General features: G+C 66.2%; 15 protein-coding genes. 6 read left to right on the top strand and 9 right to left on the bottom strand.

Annotated elements, in window-relative coordinates; genetic code table 11:
• Window positions 1–70: 70 nt before the first annotated feature.
• Genes NBY65_RS00195 through NBY65_RS00175 form a run of 5 tightly spaced genes read right to left on the bottom strand, consistent with a single transcriptional unit; the run spans window position 71 to window position 4,476 of the window.
• A complete protein-coding gene (locus NBY65_RS00195; protein ID WP_150042930.1) occupies window positions 71–394 on the bottom strand; it encodes a cytochrome C oxidase subunit IV family protein in 324 nt (107 codons plus the stop codon).
• Between the two features lie 11 nt (window positions 395–405).
• Window positions 406–1,128 (bottom strand): heme-copper oxidase subunit III family protein, encoded by a 723-nt coding sequence (locus NBY65_RS00190; RefSeq protein WP_150042929.1) that lies wholly within the window; start codon window positions 1,126–1,128, stop codon window positions 406–408.
• 36 nt (window positions 1,129–1,164) lie between these two features.
• Window positions 1,165–1,869, bottom strand: a complete 705-nt coding sequence (locus NBY65_RS00185; RefSeq protein WP_239002938.1) for a cytochrome c oxidase subunit 3 — start codon at window positions 1,867–1,869, stop codon at window positions 1,165–1,167.
• A 24-nt stretch (window positions 1,870–1,893) separates the two neighbouring features.
• Window positions 1,894–3,654 (bottom strand): cytochrome c oxidase subunit I, encoded by a 1,761-nt coding sequence (gene ctaD, locus NBY65_RS00180; RefSeq protein ID WP_150042927.1) that lies wholly within the window; start codon window positions 3,652–3,654, stop codon window positions 1,894–1,896.
• A gap of 15 nt (window positions 3,655–3,669) precedes the next feature.
• Window positions 3,670–4,476, bottom strand: a complete 807-nt coding sequence (locus NBY65_RS00175; protein WP_150042926.1) for a cytochrome c oxidase subunit II — start codon at window positions 4,474–4,476, stop codon at window positions 3,670–3,672.
• A gap of 459 nt (window positions 4,477–4,935) precedes the next feature.
• Here NBY65_RS00175 and NBY65_RS00170 point away from each other — a divergent pair, with 459 nt between their 5' ends.
• The 6 genes from NBY65_RS00170 to NBY65_RS00145 all read left to right on the top strand — a co-directional run bounded on the left by NBY65_RS00170 (window position 4,936) and on the right by NBY65_RS00145 (window position 9,944).
• Window positions 4,936–5,799, top strand: coding sequence for a DUF2189 domain-containing protein (locus NBY65_RS00170; protein WP_150042925.1), 864 nt, complete (start codon window positions 4,936–4,938; stop codon window positions 5,797–5,799).
• 82 nt (window positions 5,800–5,881) lie between these two features.
• On the top strand, window positions 5,882–6,226 hold the full coding sequence (locus tag NBY65_RS00165) for a hypothetical protein (protein ID WP_150042924.1): 345 nt from the start codon (window positions 5,882–5,884) through the stop codon (window positions 6,224–6,226).
• 165 nt (window positions 6,227–6,391) lie between these two features.
• A complete protein-coding gene (locus NBY65_RS00160; RefSeq protein WP_150042923.1) occupies window positions 6,392–7,372 on the top strand; it encodes a D-2-hydroxyacid dehydrogenase family protein in 981 nt (326 codons plus the stop codon).
• A 78-nt stretch (window positions 7,373–7,450) separates the two neighbouring features.
• Window positions 7,451–7,675, top strand: a complete 225-nt coding sequence (locus NBY65_RS00155; RefSeq protein WP_150042922.1) for a hypothetical protein — start codon at window positions 7,451–7,453, stop codon at window positions 7,673–7,675.
• Between the two features lie 86 nt (window positions 7,676–7,761).
• A complete protein-coding gene (locus NBY65_RS00150) occupies window positions 7,762–8,823 on the top strand; it encodes an alcohol dehydrogenase (RefSeq protein ID WP_150042921.1) in 1,062 nt (353 codons plus the stop codon).
• A 101-nt stretch (window positions 8,824–8,924) separates the two neighbouring features.
• Window positions 8,925–9,944 carry an NADP-dependent oxidoreductase gene (locus NBY65_RS00145; RefSeq protein ID WP_150042920.1) on the top strand — a complete coding sequence of 340 codons (1,020 nt, stop codon included), beginning with the start codon at window positions 8,925–8,927 and terminating at the stop codon, window positions 9,942–9,944.
• Window positions 9,945–9,985: 41 nt separating this feature from the next.
• Here the strand turns inward: NBY65_RS00145 and NBY65_RS00140 are convergent, their stop codons facing one another.
• The 4 genes from NBY65_RS00140 to NBY65_RS00125 all read right to left on the bottom strand — a co-directional run bounded on the left by NBY65_RS00140 (window position 9,986) and on the right by NBY65_RS00125 (window position 15,610).
• On the bottom strand, window positions 9,986–10,438 hold the full coding sequence (locus NBY65_RS00140; protein ID WP_203330612.1) for a MarR family winged helix-turn-helix transcriptional regulator: 453 nt from the start codon (window positions 10,436–10,438) through the stop codon (window positions 9,986–9,988).
• A 390-nt stretch (window positions 10,439–10,828) separates the two neighbouring features.
• Window positions 10,829–12,337 carry a SpoVR family protein gene (locus NBY65_RS00135; RefSeq protein ID WP_150043829.1) on the bottom strand — a complete coding sequence of 503 codons (1,509 nt, stop codon included), beginning with the start codon at window positions 12,335–12,337 and terminating at the stop codon, window positions 10,829–10,831.
• Window positions 12,334–13,629: a YeaH/YhbH family protein gene (locus tag NBY65_RS00130; protein ID WP_150043827.1), complete on the bottom strand. Its 1,296-nt coding sequence runs from the start codon at window positions 13,627–13,629 to the stop codon at window positions 12,334–12,336. Before NBY65_RS00130 ends, NBY65_RS00135 begins: the two co-directional genes overlap by 4 nt.
• 37 nt (window positions 13,630–13,666) lie before the next feature.
• Window positions 13,667–15,610 carry a PrkA family serine protein kinase gene (locus NBY65_RS00125; protein ID WP_150043825.1) on the bottom strand — a complete coding sequence of 648 codons (1,944 nt, stop codon included), beginning with the start codon at window positions 15,608–15,610 and terminating at the stop codon, window positions 13,667–13,669.
• Window positions 15,611–16,054: the final 444 nt, after the last annotated feature.

The raw sequence follows: 16,054 nt of genomic DNA, 5'->3' as shown, positions 1-16,054 counted from the left end.
TGGATCCCATTCTTGGGCCGCGGGGGCCTTGTGGCCCCTGCCGGGTTAAGGGCAAAGCCCTTGTCTTTTCCTATTGTCCCATCGCGAAGAACGCCAGCCGGGTAAAGCGGGTGTAGTCCGACTCGAAGGCCATGATGCCCACGAACACCAGCAGGACCAGTGGCGGCACCAGGATCGCATAGACCAGGGCGAGCCGTTCCCAGGCCATGTGCATGAACACCGCCACGATCAGGCCCGCCTTCACGATCATGAACAGCAGGATCAGGAACCAGCGGAGATAGCCTTGGAATCCGAAATAATCGACCAGGTAGGAACAGGTGCTGAGCACGAACAGCCAGCCCCAGACGATGAGGTAGAGCCGGATCGGATGCTGCTGCGCCTCGGCCTGCGCCATGGTCGTGCCCCTTACCAAAGATAGAACAGCGCGAAGATGAAGACCCAGACCAGATCGACGAAGTGCCAGTAGAGGCCGGTGATCTCGACGATCTCGTAGCGTCCGGACCGGCTGGTGAAGAAGCCCTTGCGGCCCTGGTCGAAGTCGCCCCGCCAGACCTTGCGCGCGATCAGGATCAGGAAGATCACGCCGATGGTGACGTGCGTGCCGTGGAATCCGGTTATCATGAAGAAGCTTGATCCGAACTGGAAGGCACCCCAGGGATTGCCCCAGGGGCGGACGCCCTCGGTGATCAGCTTGGTCCACTCGAAGGCCTGCATGCCGACGAAGGTGGCGCCGAAGGCGGCCGTCAGCAGCATCAGGATCACCGTCCGCACCCGGTCGCGCCGATAGGCGTAGTTGACCGCCATGGCCATGGTGCCACTGCTGCTGATCAGGACGAAGGTCATGATGGCGATCAGGATCAGCGGGATCTCCTGGCCGCCGATCCGCAGCGCGAAGACCTCGCTGGGATTGGGCCAGGGCTCGGTGGTGGACATCCGCACCGTCATGTACGACAGCAGAAAGCAACTGAAGATGAAGGTGTCGCTCAGGAGGAAGATCCACATCATGACCTTGCCCCAGGACGCGGTCCGGAACGCCCGCTGGTCGGAGGCCCAGTCGCCGGCGACGCCTTGCCAGCGTCCGGGGCGCGCCAGGGCGTCCGGTGTGTTCGGCAGTGTGGAATCGTCCATCGTTCCCTCGCGCATGCGTCGGTCCCCGCTGCGGCATCAGCCAAGCCAGGCACGGCAGACATCGAGGACATTGCCGGCCCAGCCCATCAGCACGGCGAACAGGACCACCCAGGCCAGCAGCAGGAAGTGCCAGTAGAGGGCGCAAAGCTCCACGCCCAGGCACAGGCTTTCCGTGGGCACGCCGTGCCGCAGCCGGGCGGTGGTCCGGGCCAGGGCCGCCACGCCGCCCAGCACGTGCAGCCCGTGCAGGCCGGTGATCAGGTAGAAGAAGGAACTGGCCGGGCTGGTCGTCAGGAAATATCCGGCCTCCGCGAGTTGCCGCCATACCAGCACCTGTCCCGCTACGAAGGTCAGGGCCGCCAGCCCGCCGGCCAGCAACCCATCGCGCAGGCCGGCCCTGTGGCCCCGGCGCGCCGCGGCCTGGGCCAGGTGCAGGGCAACGCTGCCGGTGGCAAGCACGCCTGTGTTGAACCACAGCAGCCGGGGCGCCGACAGCAGAAGCAGACCGCTGCCATCGGGCGCCGCCACCTCCGTGCGCAGCACATAGGCGCTGATCAGCAACGCGAACAGCGATCCGGCCACGGCGAGGAACACACCCAGGCCGAGCTTCGCGGCCGGCAGGCGCACGGCGCCGCTGCCCTCGTCCGGGATGCCTTCCTCCAGCCATGGCCTGGATGCGAGCCGCTGCCGCGCCAGCCATCCGAAGCTGATGGCGGCGATGATGCCCAGGAACACGAGCATGGCGGCCACGCGCCGGCTTCCCGGTCAGGCGGTCTGGGGGGAGGGGGGCTGGTTCTGTGGCAGGAAATCGCGTTCGGCGCCCGGCACGCTGTAGTCATAGGCCCAGCGATAGACCACCGGCAGGTCGCGGCCCCAGTTGCCATGCTGCGGCGGCGTGTGCGGCGTCTGCCATTCCAGCGTGGTGGCGTTCCAGGGGTTGCCGCCGGCCGCCCGGCCCCTGACGAGGCTCCAGACCAGATTGAAGAAGAACAGCAGTTGCGCCGCCCCGACCACCAGGGCCGCCACGGTGATGAAGATGTTCAGCGTCTCCGCTGAGGGCGGCACGAAGGCGGCGGCCCCCATCTCGTAATAGCGGCGCGGCACCCCCATCAGGCCGAGATAGTGCATGGGGAAGAAGATCGCGTAGGCGCCCAGGAAGGTGATCCAGAAATGCAGCTTGCCCAGCCGATCGTCGAGCATCCGTCCGGTGATCTTCGGGTACCAGTGATAGATGCCGCCGAAGACGACGAGGATCGGTGCCACGCCCATCACCATGTGGAAATGGGCAACCACGAACATGGTCCCCGACAGCGGCACGTCCACCACCACGTTGCCGAGGAACAGGCCGGTCAGCCCGCCATTGACGAAGGTGACGATGAACCCCAGGGCGAACAGCATCGGCACCGTCAGGTGGATGTCGCCGCGCCACAGCGTCAGGATCCAGTTATAGACCTTGATCGCGGTCGGCACGGCGATGATCAGTGTCGTGGTGGCGAAGAAGAATCCGAAGCGCGGGTTCATGCCGCTGACGTACATGTGGTGGGCCCAGACGACGAAGCTGAGCGCGCCGATCGCCACGATCGCCCAGACCATCATGCGGTAGCCGAAGATGTTCTTGCGCGCATGCGTGCTGATCAGGTCGGAGACGATGCCGAAGGCGGGCAGGGCGACGATGTAGACCTCGGGATGGCCGAAGAACCAGAACAGGTGCTGCCACAGGATCGGGCTGCCGCCGCCGTATTTCAGGTGCTCGCCCATTGCCACCAGGCCCGGCATGAAGAAGCTGGTGCCCAACAGCCGGTCGAACAGCATCATCACGGAGGCGACGAACAGGGCGGGGAAGGCCAGCAAGGCCATCACGGTCGCGGTGAAGATGCCCCAGACCGTCAGCGGCAGGCGCATCAGCGTCATCCCGCGCGTGCGTGCCTGCAGCACCGTCACCACGTAGTTCAGCCCGCCCATGGTGAAGCCGATGATGAACAGGATCAGCGAGACGAGCATCAGGATGATGCCCCAGCTTTCCCCCGGTGTGCCGGCGAGGATGGCCTGGGGCGGATAGAGCGTCCAGCCCGCGCCGGTGGGGCCGTCGGGGACGAAGAAGCCGGCAACCAGGACCAGCACCGCGAGCAGGTAGATCCAGTAGCTCAGCATGTTCGCATAGGGGAACACCATGTCCCGGGCCCCCACCATCAGCGGAATGAGGTAGTTGCCGAATCCCCCCAGGAACAGCGCCGTGAGCAGGTAGATCACCATGATCATGCCGTGCATGGTGATGAACTGATAGTAGTCGGATGACTGGATGAAGGCGAACTGGCCGGGGAAGGCCAGTTGCAGTCGCATCAGCCAGGACAGCACCAGCGCCACCAGGCCGATTGCCATCGCCGTCAGCGCATACTGGATGGCGATGACCTTGGCGTCCTGCGACCAGACATATTTCGTGACCCAGCTCTGCGGGTGGTAAAGCTCCATCTCCCCGCTTTCGGCCGCCGCGCCGGCCCCGCCCGCGCCCAGCGTGACATCGACCATCGCAACGCTTCCCCCTTATTTTTCCGCGGCCGGCGGTGACAATTCGGCGAAGGTCTTCTGCTTTGCCAGCCAGCTCCGGTAGTCGCCCTCGGTATCGACCACGAGATTGCCGCGCATCTGCGGGTGCCCGATACCGCAGAAGCCGGCACAGAAGATCTCGAACGTGCCGGTTCGCGTCGGCGTGACCCAGAAATACGTGACCAGGCCCGGCATCAGGTCCATCTTGGCGCGGAACTCCGGCACCCAGAAATCGTGCACGACATCGATGGAGCGGAGCAGCAGCTTGACGGGGTGGCCGACCGGCAGATGCAGGTCATCGCCGATCACCACGACGTTGTCCCGTCCGGCGGGATCGTCGGGATTGAGCCCGAGCGGGTTGTCGGCGCTCACGAATTTGGCGTCGGTCGTGCCAAGGCGGCCTTCCTTGCCGGGCAGGCGGAAACCCCATTGCCATTGCTGGCCGACGATCTCGATTTCGGCAGCCTGCTGCGGCACGTTCACGAAGTCCCGCCAGACGAACAGGCCGGGGGCCAACATCGCCGCGACCCCGATCGCGGTCGCGATGCCCAGCCATGATTCCAGGCGCCGGTTTTCGGGATCGTAGGCGGCGCGGTGTCCGGGGCGGTGGCGGAAGCGGAACACGCACCAGGCCATGAACAGGACGACGGCGGTGAAGACGAAGCCGGTGATCCAGAACGTGATCAGGATCGTGGTGTCGATATAGTGCCAGTTCGAGGCGATGGGCGTGAACCACCAGGGGCTGAGGAAGTGGAACAGCACCGAGCCGACGACGATCAGCACCAGGACGAGTGCGGGAACCATGCGTCAGGGATCCTTGCCGCCCGCCGGGATCAGCGGGCCCGGTCGCCGGGCTTGGGTTCCGAATCATGCAGTCGGGCCGTGGATGCATCGGCGTGATCGCGCTCAGATGGCGTCACACTCGCCATGATCTCCCCCTTCGCGTGCGCGTCATTGTTCTGTCGGAGGCGATGTACACAGCCGGCACTGCCAGTCTTGATCAGACTGCAACTTAATCTCAATTAATAATCGACTTTCGCTTGTGCTGTCAATTGCCGCGGAGTCCCGGGCACGGTGCGTGGCGGACGGATCGCGTAACCGTGCCCGGGCACCGGCCCGGATACCACGTGGATTCCGCCAGGACGCGGGTGATATGTTTTCCCGATACAAGGGCTGTGGGTTTCATGACTGGTGACCCGGCCTGGATGACCCGGTCATGGTTTGCCCACGGCCCTCGGAACCAGAAATCCGGGAGGAAACAGCATGACCATTCGCAATCCCGTCGAATGGGTGGCCGATCGCTCCATCCATGCCGGCTCGGCCATCCGCTCGGCGAGCCACTCCGTCCACCCGGTCGATCGCCCCGCGGCGGCCGTGACGCCGGTCGTCCGCCGCATCCGATCGTCCGAGCTCTGGGATGTGCTGGCCAGGGGTCTGGACGATTTCGGGGCGAACCGCACGGACGTGCTGTTCCTCTGTGTCCTCTATCCGGTGCTGGGTCTTGTCATGGCGCGTGCGGCCGCCGGCTATGGCATGGTGCCGCTGCTGTTCCCGCTCGCATCCGGCTTCGCGCTGGTCGGCCCGCTGGCGGGGGTCGGGCTCTATGAAATGAGCCGGCAACGGGAACGGGGCGGGCATGCCGGCTGGTCGAGCGCCTTTGGCGTGGTCCGTGCGCCTGCCTTCGGCGCGATCCTGCTGCTGGGGCTCATCCTGACCGGCATTTTCGTGCTCTGGCTGCTGGCGGCGCAGGCGATCTACGACGTGACCCTTGGTCCCGAACCGCCTGTCTCCGTCTCGGCCTTCGTCCAGGACGTCTTCACCACCCCGGCGGGCTGGGCGATGATCGTCGGCGGGATCGGCGCCGGCTTTCTCTTCGCCCTGCTGGTCATGGCGATCAGCGTCGTTTCCTTTCCGCTGATGCTGGACCGCGAGGTGGGGCTCGAGACGGCGGTGTGGACCTCGATTCGCGCGGTCGCCGCGAATCCGCGGCCGATGGCGATGTGGGGACTGATCGTTGCCGCCAGCCTGGTGATCGGCTCGATCCCGCTCTTTTTCGGGCTTGTCATCGTGCTGCCCGTACTTGGCCATGCCACCTGGCATCTTTATCGCAAGGTCGTGGCGCACTGATCCCGTATCCGCCCTGGGCCGCGTTCCGACGACGGTACTTCTCCTGATCCCGCGCGTTTCTCCAGGCAGGGAGGATGCCGCCATGCCGCCGCGCACGATGCCGCGTCTTGCATTCTTTGCCACCCTGCTGCTGCCGGCCGTTGCCACCGGCCAACCGGCTCGCAATGGCAATGTCTGGGATGGCACGGCCCACCAGCCCGGCGCCACCGGCGTCGAGGACAGCCAGCGCCGGGCCGGCGTCGCGCCGAGCGATGCCCAGGCCCGCCAGGAAGAGCAGGATCTCGACCGGATCGGGCGCCAGTTGAACGACCGCGCCGCCCAGGACGCCGCTGCCGTACCCGAGAGCAAAAGCAATGCCTATGGCGTGCGGCCGGGGGGAGAGATTCCGATCACCCAACCACCGAAGACGACGCCGCCACAGCGCTGATGCTCCTGCCCCGGGGGGCGGCAAGCCGTCATCTGCGCCTGACCGGCCTGGTTCCGTTGCCGACACGCAATGCCATGGATTTTCTTCGTGTGCGACCTGTCACACGTTGCCTTGCGAACGGGGGGCGGCCGTTGCAGGGTGTAGCGGGCCGGAGTGGAGAGAGTGATGGCGCGGGTTGCGGTGTTGGACGACTGGCAGGGTATCGCCGAGAAGCTGGCGGACTGGTCGGTCCTGCGCGCGCGCGCCGAGGTGGTGTTCTTCCGCAATGCCATCGCCACGCCCGACGACCTCGTGCAGAGGCTCGCGGGCTTCGACATCGTGCTGGCCATGCGCGAGCGCACGCAGTTTCCCGCCGCGGTGCTGCAGCGCCTCGGCGAGTTGCGGCTGCTCAGCTTCACCGGTGCCCGCAATGCCGCGATCGACACGGCGGCCGCGACGGCGAAGGGCATCCTGGTCTGCAACACCGCCGGCCGTTCCTCCCACGCCACGGCGGAACTGGCGCTTGGGCTGTTGCTGGCCTGCGCGCGGCGGATCCCGCTGGGCGATGCGCGCATCCGCACGGGCTTCTTCCAGGACGGTGTGCCGCCCGGGCTGGAACTGGCCGGTCGCACGCTCGGCCTCGTTGGCCTGGGCCATATCGGCGGTCGCGTCGCGCGGTACGGCAAGGCGCTCGACATGCAGGTGATCGCCTGGAGCCAGAACCTGACCGAAGCGCGCGCCCAGGAACTGGGCGTCACCCGCGTCGGCAAGGACGAGTTGTTCGCCCGCGCCGATGCCATCAGCATCCATCTCGTGCTCTCGCCGCGCACCCGCGGGGTGGTGGGGGCGCGCGAGATCGCGGCGATGAAGCGTGGTGCCATTCTGGTCAACACCTCGCGCGGCCCGCTGGTCGACCAGGACGCGCTGCTCGCCGCCCTGGATGGCGGGCGCATCCTCGCCGGGCTCGATGTCTACGACATCGAGCCGTTGCCGCCGGCGCATCCGTTGCGCATCGTTCCCAACGCGGTGCTGACGCCCCATCTCGGCTATGTCACCGAGACCAACATGGCCGCCTTCTACCGGGCCAGCATCGAGAATGTCCTGGCGTTTCTCGACGGCGCGCCGATCCGCGTGGTCAATCCCGAGCTGCTCGCCGAGGACGCCTGAGGCCACGCGCGATCCGGTCGAACCATGGGCAGCGCCGCGGGAATCTGGCTATGATCGCGCCAACAGGGGGAATGCCACATGGGACGGCATCATCTGACCGACGAGCAGATCGACGCTCTCTACGAGCGCATCCGGGTCCTGGAAGCGGCGCTCGAACCCTTCGCGGCGATCGGGCGGGAGCCTTCCCTGCTCGAAATGGAGGAAGCGGCGCAGAAAGCCGCTGAATTGCTGCCGCGGACGGGGCGCGACAGCTCTGGTCCGGACGACTATTTCCTCGAGCAGGGGCGTCAGCAGGACGCCTGATCCGGCGCGCCGTCGCCGCCCTGCTTGACGCCCGCATCGCGCCCGCATTCACTTCATCCGGACAATCAATAAACGGAGGAAGTCCCATGCGCGCCTGGGCTGTGGTCGAGAACGAAGCGCCCTTGCAGGAACTGGATCTGCCAACCCCGGAGCCGCAAGGGACCGAAATCCTGCTCGAGACCACATATTGTGGTGTCTGCCACTCTGATATCCACATCTGGGAGGGGCGCTACGACCTTGGCGGCGGCAAGGTGATGAACCTGAAGGATCGTGGCCTGACCCTGCCGGTGGCGATGGGGCATGAGGTGGTTGGCCGCGTCGTCAAGCTTGGCCCGGAGGCGACCGGGGTGAAGCCGGGCGATATCCGCATCGTCTTCCCATGGGTCGGCTGCGGCAACTGCGCCGCCTGCAGCTCCGAACAGGACAATATGTGCCTCACGCCGCGGTCGATCGGCATCTACCAGCATGGCGGCTACGCGACGCATGTGCTGGCGCCGCATCCCCGGCATCTGGTTGATCCCGGCACCATCGATCCGGCTGTCGCCGCCACCTATGCCTGTTCGGGCATCACCGTCTATTCCGCCATCAACAAGGTGCTGCCGTTGCCGCCCGACGAGCCGATCGTCCTGGTGGGGGCGGGCGGGCTTGGCCTGCAGGCGATCTCGGTGCTGCGGGCCCTGGGACACCGGGCCATCGTCGTGGTCGACATCAGCGCCGAGAAGCGCGCCGCCGCGGAGCAGGCCGGCGCCAGCCGGACGGTGGATGGTTCCGGACCCGCGGTGCATCGTGCCATCATCGAGGCCTGTGGCGCCCAGCCGGTCGCCATCATCGACCTCGTGAACGGCACCGCCACGGCCCGCTTTGCCTTCGATTCGCTGCGCAAGGGCGGCAAGCTGATCCAGGTCGGGCTGTTCGGGGGCGAGTTGTCCCTGCCGCTGCCGCTGATGCCGATCCGGGCGCTGACCGTGCAGGGAAGCTATGTCGGCAATCCCCGGGAATTGCGGGAACTGGTGGCGCTGGCGCAGGACGGCCGGCTCGCGCCGGTGCCGGTGCAGACCGTGCCGCAGAGCCAGGCCAACGAGGCATTGATGCGCCTGCGCGACGGCAAGGTGACGGGACGGCTTGTGCTCAAGGCCGAGACGGCCTGAAAAGGGGAGGGATCAGGTTCCCCGTGCCCGCTGCCCCGTGCCGCGTGATGTCACGGCATCGGGCCGGGTCCTGAGGCCCTTGACTGAAAGGGAGTACCCCCGTGCCAGACATCCGCCGCTCGATCATCCTGCGCCGCCGCCCTACCGGCGAGCCGCGGCGGGAGGATTTCCAGATCGTCGAGGAGCCGGTTCCCGAACCGGGGCCGGGCGAGGTGCTGACCCGCACGATCTGGCTGTCGATCGATCCCTATATGCGCGGCCGCATGTCGGACCGGAAATCCTATGCCGAGCCGGTGGCGATCGGCGGCGTCATGACCGGGGAGACGGTCGGCGAGGTGCTCGCCAGCAACGATCCCGGCTTCTCCCCCGGCGACGTGGTGGTGGGCAGCCGCGGCTGGCAGACCCACAGCATCAGCCGGGCCGGGGCACTGGCCCGGATCGAGCGTCCCGGTGCGCCGCTCGGCGCCTATCTCGGCGTGCTGGGCATGCCCGGTACCACCGCCTATTCGGGCATGAAGGATATCGGCCAGCCGAAGGCGGGCGAGACGGTGGTGGTGTCGGCGGCCTCGGGCGGGGTCGGGTCGGTCGCCGGCCAACTGGCCAAGCGGGCCGGCGCGCGCGTGGTGGGCATCGCCGGCGGGGCGGATAAATGCGTCTGGGTGCAGGAGACGCTGGGCTTCGATGATTGCGTCGATCATCGCGTCGGCAATCTCGACCTGGCACTCGCCGATGCCTGCCCGAACGGCATCGATGTCTATTTCGAGAATGTCGGCGGTGCCGTGCAGGAAGCGGTGTTCGCCCGGCTCAATCCCTTCGCCCGCGTGGTCATGTGCGGCATGATCGCCCAGTACAACGAGGCCGAGTTCCCGCCCGGCCCCAATCTGGGCTTCGTGGTGGCCAAGCGCGTGCGCATCGAGGGCATGATCGTCAGCGACAAGCCGGAACGCTTCGCCGAGTGGCGCGCGCTCGCCGCCCCATGGGTCGCGGACGGATCGCTCCGGCATCGCGAGACGATCGTCGATGGCCTCGATGCAGCGCCCGAAGCCTTGCGCCAGGTGCTGCGGGGCGGGAATTTCGGGAAGATGCTGGTCCGCGTCGGCCGCGAGCCGGCGGGCGCCTGAACCGACCGCGCGGGCGGTCCAGCCGTCCCGCGCGGCCCCGCTTATTCCCGGCGTTCGGCGGAGAACACCTCGCCGGAGCGCTCGTGCAGGATCGCCACGATGCGATCGAGCGCCGCCAGGTCTTCCTTGGTCAGGTCGGCGGTCAGGCGGGTGGCGTATTCACGGGCGAGTGGGACGATCTCGGCATAGACGCGCTGTCCTTTCTCGCTCAGCGAGAGGAACACCTCGCGCTTGTCGGCCCGGTTCGGCTCGCGCACCACCAGGTCGTCGCGTTCCAGGTCGGAGACCGCGCGCGAGACCATGGTCTTGTGCATGAACGTCCGCTCGCCGACGGCTTTCGAGGTCAGGGTGCCGTGCTGGCCCAGCATGGCGATTACCCGCCATTCCGGCAGGCCGACGCCGAAGCGCTGGGTATAGAGCCGGGTGAAGCCCTGGCCGACGCTGGATGCGAGCACGACCAGTCGGAAGGGCAGGAACTCTTCGAGGAGGAGCACGTCCTCCTGTCCGGTCGGTCGAGACTCTGTGACCCGCTGCCGGGACGGTGATGCCATGGTCGCTCTCAAGGTCTGACGCCGCTGGTGCGACGCGGTGGGGCATTTGATTTATCATGATGATACGGCCATGCCGGCCGCGACAATCATCGATTGCGCCCATACCGCGATTCTGCGGTTCTGTCGCTAAACCGAAAACGGGTGCTGATAAGCGGGATCCAAGGGCGAAGCCCTTGGTGGGTCCAGGGCAAGGCCCTGGTGGGGTTTGGGGCAACGCCCCAAGATGCCTGGGTCGAGAAGGTCGTTGGGGCGTTGCCCCAAACCCCACCAGGAGGCTTCGCCTCCTGGACCTCCACCAAGGGCGAAGCCCTTGGATCCCGGGTTTTCGGCCGGCTACATGCCGGCGCGGATCTCGCCCAGCACCCGGTCGGTCTCGGCGTCGACTTCCTGCAGCGTCACCGGATACCCCCACAGCACCTGCAGATGCGCCAGCGTCTGACGGGCCGAGGAATCGTGCAGGCGGGACTTGCGACGGGAGATATGCGTCACCAGCAGGCTGCGGTCGCCGAACAGGTCGACATCGGTGGCCTCGATCAGCGGCCCGTAATGCGCCGGGTCGTAGCGGTCGGCGAGTTGCGAGCGGATGCGGCGATAGCCCACATCGTCATGGATATCCGTCACCACCAGGGCCGGATCGTTGGACCGGTCGGTCAGGTTCACCATGCGGAACTGGCGCATGACCTTGGGACCGAGGAACTGCCGCACCAGGCTTTCGTCGCGATACTCCGCCCAGGCCTCGCGCAACGTGCCCCAGGGATCGCCGTTGCCGGCGAAGCCGGGGAACCAGCGCTCGTCCTCTGCGTCCGGCTCGGTGCAGATGCGCTCGACGTCGCGCATGATGGCGAATCCCAGGGCGTACGGGTTCCAGCCCTGGAAATTCTGGTCGGCGAGCGTCGGCTGGCGCGTGACCGCGGTGTGGGAAGCCAGGAACTCCATGAAGGCGCCGTCGCTGATCTGGCCGCGGTCGTGCAGCCGGCTCATGATGGCGTAGTGCACCGTGGTGGCGCAGCCCTCGTTGGACAGCTTGGTCTGCATCTGCGGGTAGAAATACTGGGCGACCACCCGCACGATCCGGACCAGCTCACGTTCCCATCCCCGCAACCGGGGCGAGTGCTTCTCGCAGAGATAGAGCAGGTTCTCCTCGGGCAGGTTCAGCCGCGCCTTGGCCTCGTTCACGGCCTTCTTGGCCACCGCGCTGCGCTCGGGTGCCGGAACGGTGGTCCAGAGCGGATTGTAACTTTCCTCCTCGTGCTTCTGCCGCTCGCGCGCCCGCGTCTCTTCGTCCGCAAGCCGCCATTTGCGCCGCAGATAGCGATGCACGCCCTGGCCCTGCAGCGCGTGGGCGGCGTCGAGGATGCGCTCCACCGCGGCCATGCCGTGACGCTCCTCGCATTCGGCGACGAAGCGGCGGGCGAAGGCGAGGTAATCGAGGATGCCGTCGGCATCCGTCCATTGCCGGAACAGGTGGTTGTTGCGGAAGAAGTGGTTATGGCCAAAACAGGCGTGGGCAATCACCAGCGCCTGCATCGTCATCGTGTTCTCCTCCATCAGATAGGCGATGCAGGGATTGGAGTTGATGACGATTTCGTAGGCGAGATTCTGCATGCCGGCCCGGTAGAGCAGATCGTCGCGGGCGAAGCGCTTGCCGAAGCTCCAGTGGCGGTACATCAGCGGCAGGCCGACGCTGGAATAGGCATCCAGCATCTGCTCGGAGGTGATCACCTCGACCTGGTTCGGGTAGCAGGTCAGCCCCAGTTCGCCGACCGCGATTTCCTCGCAGGCACGGAAGGTGGCGTCGAGCTTGCCGAAATCCCATTCCGCGCCGTCGAACAGCAGAGTCATGGCGTCGCTCCGGCAGGATTCTTGCGGAACAGGTCGGCGAACACGCCCCAGACGTCGCGGACCTCCGACAGCTTGCGCATCGCCAGTTGTGGCGCGCTCTCGCCGAGGATGCTGCGATAGGTGCCCCACAGGCTGGTTTCCAGCCCGCGCGCGATGCCGAAGCGTTCCTCCTCGCCATGGCCGGTCTCGACATAGGCGAAGTAGCGGACCAGTGGCAGGATGCGGCCCATCAGCTCGACCACCGCCCCGGCATCGGCGTGCAGGTTGTCGCCGTCCGACGCCTGCGCCACGTAGATGTTGTAGTCGCTCGGCGGGAAACGTTCCGATTGCACGCGCAGCATCTCGGTCAGCGCCGAGGAGACGATGGTGCCGCCGGTCTCGCGGGAGCGGAAGAAAGTATCCTCGTCCACTTCCTGCGCCTTCTCGGTGTGGCGGATGAACACCACATGCACGCGCGTATATTTGCGTTCGAGGAACAGGTGCAACAGCATGAAGAAGCGCTTGGCCAGCCCCTTCATGTGCTCGGTCATCGATCCGGAGACGTCCATCAGGCAGAACATGACGGCGTCCGAGGCCGGCAGCTTGACCCTTTCGTGACGGCGATAGCGCACGTCGATCGGATCGACGAAGGGAATGCGGGCGGTGCGTCGCAGCACCAGGTCGAGATGCGCCCGTGCCCGCGCGAGCCGGGCGTCGTCATGCGCCTTGATGGCGGCGGCGACCTCGGCCTGCGCTTCCTCGATCTCCTCGCGGTCGGGGCGGCGCAGCGCCACCCGGCGGGCGAGGCTGTTGCGCATGGTCCGCCGCACATCCAGCGCGGTGGGCGAGCCGGAGACGGTGAAGCCGGCACGGCGCGGCTTGCTGAGAGTCGCCTCGCCGAGCTGGGTGCGGGCCAGGCGCGGCAGTTCCAGTTCCTCGAAGAAGAAGTCGAGGAACTCCTCGCGGGAGAGGGTGAATTCGAAGGCATCCTCGCCGCCCCCCGAATCCGCCGCTTCCCGTCCGCGACCGCCCCCGCCGCCCTGGGGCTTGGGGATGCGGTCGCCGCGGTTCAGCGTGCCGGTGCCGGGGACCACATAGTCTCCGTCACCGCCGGGGGCGATGCGGAAATGCGGCTCGGAGGTCCCGGCCACCCGGACCTTTACCTCCTCCTCGGCGCCGACGTCCGAGACGCGCCGGCGGTCGATGCTGTCAGCGACAGCCCTCCGCACCTGGGCTTTCACGCGGGACAGGAAGCGCTGCCGGTTGGGCAGGCTCTTGCCCTGCGGATTCGGACGGCGGTCGACGATGATCATGGCATGGCCTGTGTTGATGGTCTTGCGGCCGGGCGTCTCACCCGGACTTCTGCACGCGCATGAACCACTCCACGGAGCGGCGTACCTGCCGTTCGGTGTAGCCGCGGTCACGCATGCGCGCGATGAAGTCACCGTGCTTGCGCTCGGTCTCGACGTCCTTCTTCGCCCCAAAGGAGATGATCGGCAGCAGGTCTTCCACCTGGCTGAACATGCGCCGTTCAATCACTTCGCGGATCTTCTCATAGGCGGTCCAGCGTGGCATCCGCCCGCCGTCGCGCGCCTTGGCGCGCAGGGCGAACTTCACCACCTCGTTGCGGAAGTCCTTGGGATTGGCGATGCCCGCGGGCTTCTCGATCTTGGTGAGCTCGGCGTTCAGCTCGTCCCGGCTCATCAGCGTGCCGGTATCGGGATCCTTGAAATCGGCGTCCTCGATCCAGGCATCGGCCAGGGAGATGTAGCGTTCGAACAGGTTCTGGCCGTAGTCGCTGTAGGATTCCAGGTACGCCTTCTGGATCTCGTTGCCGATGAACTCGGCATAACGCGGCGCCAGCATCGCCTTGATGAAGTTCAACAGTTTCTTCTCGACATCCTCGGGGAACTGCTCTTGGCGCAGCAGCCGCTCGAGCACGTACATGAGGTGGACCGGATCGGCCGCAACCTCGGTGCTGTCGAAATTGAAGGTTTGCGAGAGCACCTTGAAGGCGAAGCGGGTGGAGATGCCGGACATGCCCTCGTCCACGCCGGCGGCGTCGCGGTATTCCTGCACGCTGCGCGCCTGCGGGTCCTGTTCCTTGATGGCCTCGCCATCATAGACGCGCATCTTGCTGAACAGGTTGGAATTCGGGTGCTCCTTCACCCGCGACAGCACGGCGAAGCGGGCGAGCATCTCGATCGTGCCCGGGGCGCAGGCCGCGTTGGCGAGCTCGGAGGCGGCCAGCATCTTGCGGTAGATCGCCTGTTCCTCGGTCACGCGCAGGCAGTACGGCACCTTTACGACATAAATGCGGTCGATGAAGGCTTCGTTGTTGCGATTGTTCTTGAAGGTCTGCCACTCGGCCTCGTTGGAGTGGGCGAGGATCAGGCCCTGGAAGGGCAGGGCGCCGATGTTCTCCGTGCCGACATAGTTGCCTTCCTGGGTGGCGGTCAGCAGCGGATGCAGCATCTTGATCGGCGCCTTGAACATCTCGACGAACTCGAGGATGCCCTGGTTGGCGCGATTGAGCCCGCCCGAGAAGCTGTAGGCGTCGGGGTCGTTCTGGGCGAAGGCTTCCAGCTTGCGGATATCGACCTTGCCGACCAGGGTGGAGATGTCCTGGTTGTTCTCGTCGCCCGGCTCGGTCTTGGCCACCCCGACCTGGCGCAGCCGGCTCGGCATCATCTTCATCACGCTGAAGCGGAAGGCGTCGCCGCCGAATTCCTGCAACCGCTTCAGCGCCCACGGGCTCATCGGCCCGCGCACCGCGCGCCGCGGGATGCCGTACTCGGTCTCCAGCGTGTCGACCATGTGCGGGTCGCTGAACAGCGAGAGCGGGCTCTCGAACACGGGGCTGACTTCCTCGCCGGCCTTGAGCACGTAGATCGGCTCGCGCTCCATCAGCTCCTTCAGCCGCTCGGCGAGCGAGGACTTCCCACCGCCGACCGGGCCGAGCAGGTACAGGATCTGCTTGCGTTCCTCGAGCCCCTGCGCGGCATGGCGGAGAAAGCCGACGATGCGCTCGATCGTCTCCTCCATGCCGTGGAACTCGCTGAAGGCGGGGTAGCGGCGGATCGTCCGGTTGGCGAAGATCCGGCCGAGCCGCGGGTCCTGGGAGGTGTCGATGATTTCGGCCTCGCCGATCGCCGTCAGCAGTCGCTCGGCAGCGCTGCTATAGGTCTTCGGGTCGGTACGGCAGCGTTCGAGGAACGCTTCCAGGGGTATTTCCGCATCGCGCCGGGCCTCGAAATGGCTCGAGAAGCGCGAGCGAAGAAGGTCGACGCTCATAGAGATACTCCTCACGCATCGGAGCGCAGCTTTCGGCCACGGCGCCCCTTTTCAGGGTGTGTAACGGGTGACGCGCCTAGCCACGGACCTCGTCACCCGAATGTTAAGGAGCGGGGTGGGAGTCCCCTCTCCTAAATTCTCTGCCACGAAGATAAAAAAACCAGTTTACGGGCGTCGAGAACAATCGACCCCAGACGCGATGACCCTTGCTGCTCGTGGCGGGCGGGCCACTCTCTCACATCCACGATCCGGCTGGTGGGCATTTCATCTTCTGCCCGCAGACGGACCGATGATCCGACGACTCTGCCCAGGTGTGGCTCAGGTTGTCGGCCGTGCTTTGATTGAAATGCCGTGTGTCCCCGTGTTTGTAACACGGGCTTGACTGCATGCTTGCACGCCAGGGGCGAAAAATCCATCACAATCCATCGCCGTAAAAGTGAGAAA

The sequence above is a fragment of the Rhodovastum atsumiense genome (genome assembly GCF_937425535.1).
Classification (GTDB): domain Bacteria; phylum Pseudomonadota; class Alphaproteobacteria; order Acetobacterales; family Acetobacteraceae; genus Rhodovastum; species Rhodovastum atsumiense.
The sequence above is the reverse complement of the archived record's forward strand: the minus strand, read 5'-3'. Positions and strand labels throughout refer to the sequence as shown.